General features: G+C 65.1%; 8 protein-coding genes. All 8 read right to left on the reverse strand.

The genetic code is table 11. The annotated features are described in order from the left end of the window. The coding region (locus tag VF697_RS16485) for a type VI secretion system baseplate subunit TssF (protein ID WP_331096052.1) at positions 1-742 on the reverse strand (742 nt) is incomplete at its 3' end. 7 nt (positions 743-749) lie between these two features. Then, on the reverse strand, positions 750-1,352 hold the full coding sequence (locus VF697_RS16490; protein WP_331096054.1) for a hypothetical protein: 603 nt from the start codon (positions 1,350-1,352) through the stop codon (positions 750-752). A gap of 43 nt (positions 1,353-1,395) precedes the next feature. Next, positions 1,396-3,045 carry a hypothetical protein gene (locus VF697_RS16495; protein ID WP_331096056.1) on the reverse strand — a complete coding sequence of 550 codons (1,650 nt, stop codon included), beginning with the start codon at positions 3,043-3,045 and terminating at the stop codon, positions 1,396-1,398. After that, positions 3,045-3,440: a GPW/gp25 family protein gene (locus tag VF697_RS16500; protein ID WP_331096058.1), complete on the reverse strand. Its 396-nt coding sequence runs from the start codon at positions 3,438-3,440 to the stop codon at positions 3,045-3,047. The genes VF697_RS16495 and VF697_RS16500 overlap by 1 nt, the downstream gene beginning before the upstream one ends. 1 nt (position 3,441) lies before the next feature. Next, positions 3,442-4,695 (reverse strand): type VI secretion system baseplate subunit TssK, encoded by a 1,254-nt coding sequence (gene tssK, locus VF697_RS16505; RefSeq protein WP_331096060.1) that lies wholly within the window; start codon positions 4,693-4,695, stop codon positions 3,442-3,444. Positions 4,696-4,720: 25 nt separating this feature from the next. Next, on the reverse strand, positions 4,721-5,302 hold the full coding sequence (locus VF697_RS16510; protein WP_331096062.1) for a hypothetical protein: 582 nt from the start codon (positions 5,300-5,302) through the stop codon (positions 4,721-4,723). 47 nt (positions 5,303-5,349) lie between these two features. Further along, entirely contained in the window at positions 5,350-6,840 is a 1,491-nt protein-coding gene (gene tssC / locus VF697_RS16515) for a type VI secretion system contractile sheath large subunit (protein WP_331096064.1), read from the reverse strand. A 42-nt stretch (positions 6,841-6,882) separates the two neighbouring features. Then, complete coding sequence (gene tssB, locus VF697_RS16520) at positions 6,883-7,470, reverse strand: type VI secretion system contractile sheath small subunit (protein WP_331096066.1); 588 nt, start codon at positions 7,468-7,470, stop codon at positions 6,883-6,885. Positions 7,471-7,706: the final 236 nt, after the last annotated feature.

Here is a 7,706-nt window from a genome sequence, read left to right on the forward strand (position 1 = left end):
TGAGGAAGAGCCCCTGCTCGGGCATCTGGAAGAAGGCACGCACGCGCTGCAGCGGGTGCTCGTACATCCCCGCGTCATCCAGCTCGGGGGCGGCGCCGCCGAAGGAGAACTCACACGGAGTGGCCTGCGAGGACTCGTTGGCCCGCGCGTCGTACACCACGCCCACCTGCTGGAGCTGGTTGCGCAGCGCGTGGAAGACGGCCAGCGAGGGGCGGTACTCGTCCAGGTGGCGCACGTGCAGGCTGAGCATCCCCACCGGATCCCGGCGCGGGAAGCTGGACTCGAAGTGGAGGATGAGCCGCCAGCGTCCATCCGGCAGGCGCACCACCTCCGTGCCCGCCATGGAGATGGGGAGGATGCGCAGGTGGCGCCGGGTGCGGAAGGAGCCCGCCACCCCATGGGCCGGAGACAGCCGCAGCTCGGTGCCCCGGGGAAGCACCAGCGTCTCGGTCATCTTCTCCGCGGGCAGCGCCTGCACCAGCGCGACGGCCGGCAGCGGCTGCAGCAGGAAGTCGAAGAAGGAGGAGAACAGGCGCACCCAGGTGGAGCGCAGGTTGTGCTGCGTGGCCAGGCGCGTCTGCACCGAGAAGAAGGCCATGGACTCGATGAGGCGCCGCACGTGCGGATCCTCCCGGTCCAGCGGCACGGTCGGGTGCGAGCCCAGGAAACGCTGCCGGAAGCGCTCCAGCGCATCCAGCTCGTTCAGGTAGTCCAGGTAGACCCGTTCCGACGAATCGCTCAACGCACCCTCAACCCAGCTTCACGAGCGAACCGGCGACGGTGGTCATCGCCCCCTTGAGATCCGCCATGCCCGAAGACTCCAGGCCGAGCTTCCCCTGGGCGGCCACCTTGATCATCGGGGCGGCCAGCTCCGCCTGGGCCTTGCCGGCCATCTTCAGGTTGACGCCCTCCACCTTGTTGTCGCCACCCGAGGCCACCAGGCTCGTCTGCATGCCCTTCATGTCGAGCTTGGACGTCGCCTCGATGGCCACGTTGGTGTTCGAGGACAGCTTGGCGTCCTGTTTGGCGCTCTGCGTGAGCTTGGCGCTGGAGGTGAAGGTCATGTCCTTGGTGCTCTCGAGCTTGAGGATGTCCTGGCTGGTCCAGCTCGAGGCCTTCGCTGACTTGAGGGTGAGCGTCCCGGTGGCGTCCACGGTGAAATCCTTGCACGTAACCGTGACGCTGTCCTGCTTCTGGACGTAGGTGCTCGTCTCCTCGGACCCTTTCACCGTGATGGTGATGGACGTGCCATCCATGACCACCGTCTGGGTGATCTGATCGTCGGCGTTCTCCACCTTTACGGTGACGCCTTTCTCCTTGTCCAGTTCAACGGTGCAGACGAGCTTGCCCATGGTTCCTCGCCTCCTCGGTGGGGAGCCAAAGGCTCCCCTCGCTTCACGACTGCTCTTCCTTCACCTGGATGAGCAGTGTGCCCTCGCCTAGCTGGATCTTCTGCGTGTCTTTTTCATTCGTGCGCTGCATCAGGAACACGGGCTTGTCGTCCGTGTAGTAATGCTTGAGCGCGGTACCATTCTCGGGCGTCTTGCCCACCAACAACTGCACGCCCTGCCCATCCTGGGGCATGCGCGCACCGGTGCGCCAGTCCAGGAAGCGCTTGATCCACGCGCGCTGGAAGTCGAGCGCCACCAGCACCCGCTCGTCCTTGTAGGCGGGGAAGTAGAAGTGCCCGGGCAGCAGGTTGGGGTTGAAGGGCGTGGGGATGATCTGATCGGCGAAGAGGGGGATCTTCACCTTGTAGCCGTCCAGCGACGTGTCCGAGTCGGTGTAGGCCTGCCAGGTCTCGTCCTTCTCGGCGCCCTGCTCGCTGACGATGAAGCCCTCCACGTAGCGAGGGTAGCCCGGGGGCTGCCAGGCGGGCAGATCCACGTGGGGCTCTTCCTTGGGCTCCAACCGGGAGCTCATGCGGAAGGAGAACATGGCGTCCGAATCGCCATACACCTCTTCCTCGCCCTGCTTCTCCAACACCTCGGCGGACAGCTGCAGGCTGCGGACGCGGAGGACCTTGTCCTTGGCCACGCCCGCGGCGCCCCAGGCGTCGTTGCCTGGCAGCTTCACCAACGTCCCCGGAGTGAGCGACTTCTCGGGGAAGGAGCACCAGATCAGCTCCATCTCCGGACCCCGCGCCTTCAGCCGGGCCGTCTCCAGGTCCACCCGGGCCTGCACCTCGTCCGAGATGGCGGTGCACAGCAGCACGTCCTGGCGGATGCCGCTGACGGCCTGCTTCTGCGTCACGGGCTGGGTCTGGGGGCTCTCGGCCGTGGCGTTGAGCACCGTCACGTCGTGGCGGATGACCTCGGGCAGCAGCACCTCCAGCCCGGCCAGGTTCTCCTCGTGCAGCTTCATCGGCGTGCCCGAGGCATCCTTGGCGGCCGCGAACTTGTAGCCGTGCGCCGCGTAGTCGTAGGTGAACACCCCCGCGTGGCCATGCACGTACCACAACACCCAGTCGTAGAAGCTGGCCCCGCCCTGGGGATCCAACCCCACGAAGAGCATGGGGTGCGAGGTGCCCAGGCCCGCGTCCCAGTCGTAGGCGAGGCTGATCTTGTCGCCCTTGTGCGCCTCCAGCACGTCCTTGACCGTCTTCGAGGTGTAGAGGGCACAGGGGTAGTGCTGCCGCCACAGCAGCCGCGCGGCATCCAGGAAGCGGATGCCGTAGCGGCGATGGAGGATCATGTCGCCGCTACCGGAGGTGACGACGTCCTCGACGAGCGTCTTCTCGGTGACGAAGCCCTTGATCTTCAGCCCGGTATGGCTTGGCCGTCCCGAGGTCTCCGGGAGGACCGCCTTCACCTCGAGCGACACCTCGACCAGGTCCGGCTTGAGGAAGTCGGCCAGCAGGGCGTCCTTGTCCTGACCGCCCTGGCTCTTGTTGTCCGTGAGCAGGAACTCCGCCTCGCCCTCCAGACCCCAGCTCCACAGGTCCAGCGCGAAGCGCTTCATGCTGCCGGCGATGACCTTGTGCTCCTTGCCAGCAATGGTGAGGGAGAGCGACACGGCCAGACGCTCTTCAAAGGTGCTGTCCATCAGCCCTCCTCCTCATCCTCCTCGACCCGCACCTGACCGCTCACGGTGTGGAAGAGGATGCGCAATGTGCAGGGTGCATCGAGCAGTGTACCGGTCAGCACGAAGTGCAGCCACAGCCCCGAGTCCCTGCCGCGCAACTCCAGCTCCACCTCACGCAGGCGCGGCTCATGTTTCGTGACCGAGTGCAGCATCTCCTCGGTGAGCGTCTTCATCAGCAGCTGGGTGCCAAACCGCTCCGAGTAGCGACCCAGGCCGAAGCCCTCGACGAAGTAGCCGTAGCCCTCCTTCGTGTTGAGCACGGCCTCCAGGTTCTGCCGCACCTGGACCAGCTCGCCATTGTCGCCCTGGCGCTGCCAGGGCGCGGTGAACTTGTCGAGGAAGGAAGGGCGTGCCATCTCAGGCCCTGCGCCAGAAGAGGAAGACCTGGGTGCCCTGCAGCGCCGGGGTGACGAAGAAGGCCATGCCGTTGTCGCGCAGAGCGAACTGCCACTCCTCCCCCAGCGAGAGCTTGTACCAGGAGATCTCCGGGCCGAAAGCGTGAGGGAAGGCGGGGTGAGGCACGTGCTGGAAGGGGATGCCCCGGAGCGCCAGCCGGCGCACCACCGGCAAGCGGGCGGGGCTCGCCACCTTCACCCCCTCCAGGGAGGCGGGCTGGCTGGGATCCTCGCTGCGCACCAGGATGTACAGCTCGCTCTGCACGCCCTCGTCCAGCGAGGGCAGCGGCGAGAGGACGAACTGCCCGTCCCGGCAATCGAAGGGCTTGTAGGTGAGCCGCGTGTCCTCGGGACGAAAGGCCCGGTTGAGCAGCGCCATCCACCCCCACAACCCCTCTCCGGGGTTGTCATGGCGGTAGGTGGGCAGGTCGGCCTCGGGCACCAGCTCCAGGTAGCAGCAGACCTCGAAGTAGAACCGGCGCAGGGCGTCGAAGAAGTGGTACGGGTGCGGGCAGATGCCGCCGAGCATGTCGGCGCGCAGGGCCTGCAGGCGGCGCACCTCGAGCAGCGTCCGGCGGGCGCTGGCGAGCCGCTCGCCGCGCTGGTAGCTGTCCAGCAGGAGGGTGCGGAGCTGGCCGTGGGCCTTGTCCAGCAACAGGTCCAGCTCGCCGAGCAGCTCGTTGAGGAAGGGGTTGCGGCCCACCAGCAGCAGCGGCGGAACCTTCTGGGCGGAGGGGCGCCACGCCCCCTGGAGATCCTTGGAGAAGGCCACCAGCTCCAGCGAGGAGATGGCCCGATCCGCGGACTGCTCGCTGGAGAGCTGCAGCCGGTGCAGCACGCGCTGCACATTGGGCGGCTCATCCGCGTAGAGCGGCACGCCTTCGGTGCCGCGCATCTCCTCCAGCAGGTGGAGGAAGACGGTGACCTCCGCGCGGCCCGTGGCCTCCAGGGAGAACGACGGCAGGGCGGCATTGCCTGGCACGTTCACCAGGAAGCCACCCGGCATGACGGCGGTCAGTAAGGAGATGGAGAGGCTGCCCTCGGCCAGCAGCGCCTCGCTCCAAGCGAGCGAGGCGATACCGACCTGGGGCAGCCCGGACAGCTCGGCATGCAGCCGTGCCTCGGCCGAGAGTGCTTCGTCCTGGGCACGGAAGTGCTCGGGAAGGAGCGTCTGGCCAACCTGCCAGCGGACCCGCGCGAGCTTGTGACGCTGCATGTCGTTGTTTCTTCCTGGCGAGGGTTTACTTCGCGGCCTCGGTGACGCCCCACTGCTTGACGAGCTGCTTGCCCGAGCCCGTGGCGATGTTCACCGACTGCTCCAGGGTCTGCGGCTTGATGCCGACCTGGAGGGTGAAGTTCTTGGGCGACTGCACCTCGGAGGACGGGTCGTCCGCGATCGACAGGTTCAGGTCATCCCCGTTCTTCTCCAGGATGCCCTTGAGCTCCTTGTCGATGTAGTTGGACTTGAAATACTTCTTCGCCAGCGGGTCGTACTCGTACACGGTGTAGCTGAACAGCACCTCGACGTTGGACCAGGTGCCGAGCAGCGCCGAGGCCACCATCTGCTTGTTGGCCGTGGAGACCTGCGCGGAGAGGTACATGGCATCCGTGATGCCCGTCTCCCACAGGTAGTGGCTGAGCACGCCCACCACCTTGTTCTTCAGGGGCTTGTCCGGCTGCTCCGGATCCTTGAGCGTCTCCTGATCAGCCTTGAGCTCGTTATCACCAACCTTCAGCTTGGTGATGTAGCCCACCGGCGCCTGCTTGTCCTTCTTGAAGTTGAAGCCCTGGTAGACGTCCAGGGAACGGGCAAATTGAGGCATTGCTCCCTCTTTCTTTGTGCTGAGTAGTGATTACGACGGCCACCCGGTCATCCCAGGCGAGACTCCAACATCAGCTCCACATTGAGGCCTTCGAACTGGATGTGCGGCAGCACGGCCACCTTGCAGTCATACCAGCCGATCTCCCCGGGCTTCGACTCCACCACGACGTTGGTGGCCTTGAAGGGGAAGCGGCGCAGGGTCAGGTCGTCCGGGTTGACCACCGTGGTGACGTACCCCGTCAGCCACGAGTCGATCTGCCGCTGGACGTAGCCGGCATCGGCGGTGGTGCCGATGTTGTCGCGCATGATGCTCTTGATGTAGTGCGCGAGCCGGGTGATGGAGAACGTGTACGCCAGGTTGGTGACGAGCTGCGAGTTCTCCGAGTCCTTCGGGTCCTTGAACTTCTTGGCCCGCTTGACGGACTGGGTGCTGAAGAACGTCGCCTCACTGGAGTCCTTGCGGTACACCAGCGGGATGAAGCCGTTGCGAGCGAACTCGTACTCGCGGTAGTCGGGGATGGCGATCTCCACCGGCGCCTGGATCCGCTTCTGCCCGCGCAGGGTGAAGGTGTCCACCGGCAGGCCGGTGACGAGCCCGCCGCCCTTGGGGCCGCGGATGGACTGGCACCAGCCAGACTGCTCGAAGGACTTCACCAGGTTGCGGCCCAGCAGGTAGGCCGCGTTGCCCCACAGGTACTTCTTGGAGTCGCCCTGGGCGTCCTCCTTGAAGTTGAGCACGTCGCAGGGGTTGCGATCCGGATCATACGGCAGGCGCACCACGTAGCGCGGCAGCGTCAGGCCGATGTAGGCGCCCTCTTCCTTGTCGCGCAGCTCGTTCCACTTGCTGTAGCGCGGGTGGCTCAGCACGCCGTCCAGGTTCTTGAGCGACTCGAGCTGCTCGACGCTGTCGCAGTCGAAGAACTTGTAGCTGGCCGAGGAGATGAACGGGCAGTGCGAGGCGTTGGCCACCTTGCCCATGCGCTCCAGCCAGGTGATGTCGCTGCGCGAGGCGCTGAACTCGTACAGACCCAGCATCACACCATAGGGACGACCGCCGAACTGGTCGTACTCCTTGATGTACACCTTGTCGAACATGGCGCTCGAGAAGATGTTGCTGGAGTTCTTCTCGAAGTCCTCGGCCAGCTCCGCCTTCTCGACGTCCAGGATGTCGATGGTGATGTCGGCCTGGAAGTTGGTGTTGTTGACGAGGTCCTCCAGACCGCGCCAGGTGGCCTCCATCTTCTGGAACTTCTCGTGGTGGAGGATCTCGTTCATCTGCGCTTCGATGGCCTCATCGATGCGCGCGACGGCCTTCATCACCTCGCCCTTGTCGAAGCGGATCTGCCCCACCTCGTCCTGGATGGGCTCGACGTTGTAGAGCAGCGCCGCCACGGCGGACATGAAGCGCTCGTCCGTCGGGACCTGCATCTCGTTGGAGGCGACGGGAACCAGGCCAGTGCCGATCATCGGCTGGGCGCTGGTGGGCATGTCGAGCCCGCGGACCTTGAACAACTCACTGAGGAAATCTTTTTCGGCCATGAGGAATGGACTCTTCGGCGTGGAGAAGGGGGACGAGGAAAATCAGGCCTTGGCGGTCGCCACGGCCGGGACGTTCTGGGCGGCGAGCGCGGGCGCATCGGAAGGCGGCTTCGCGGCCACGGGCAGGCGCATGCTGGCGTAGCTCTTGAGCTGCTCGCTCTCCAGCAGCTTCTGCAGCTGCTCCTTGTTGGAGAACAGCTCGTAGAGCGTGCGCCGCAGCTCCTTGCGGTTGTCGATGTCCGACTGCATCTCCAGCAGCAGCTTGCGCATCATCATCAGCGCCTTGAGCTTGGGCACGTGCTGGACGATCTCGTCCGGGTGGAAGGACTTCATCCGGTCGATGGGCAGCTCGACCGCGATCTTCCCGTCCCCATCGCTGCTGATCTTGTCGTCCACCTCGAACGAGACGGACATCCCCATGTCCTTCATCAGCTCGTTCAGGTTGGAGCCGGTGACCGAGCGCAGCTTGCGCTCCTCCAGATCCACCTGGCGGTCCTTGGCACTCCCGAGCGAGAAGTCACCAAGCACCACGACGCGGAAGGGAAGCTTGACGTCCTCCTCCTGGCCGTTGATGGTGGTGCGATAAACGAGCGTGATACGAGACTTGGGCAGCTGGTCCTGAATGGGCACGTCTTCTCCTTACACAAGACACAAGGCGGTTCGCGTCCGACGGATCCCCCCTGCCCCACCCCCACCACCGCAGGATGCATCCCGCTGTGTTCTGAATCATCAGTTTACGAACAATTGAAAGCGGGGGTCAAGGTACCATCAGGTTTTCGCGGAGACGTCACGGGCTCGGAGACTCGTCGTGTCCCCCGAAAAGAGGAGAACCTGTTGGGTCTGCACGGGAGCACCGTGTAGCGGAT

This window comes from Archangium sp., from assembly GCF_036388035.1.
GTDB lineage: Bacteria > Myxococcota > Myxococcia > Myxococcales > Myxococcaceae > Archangium.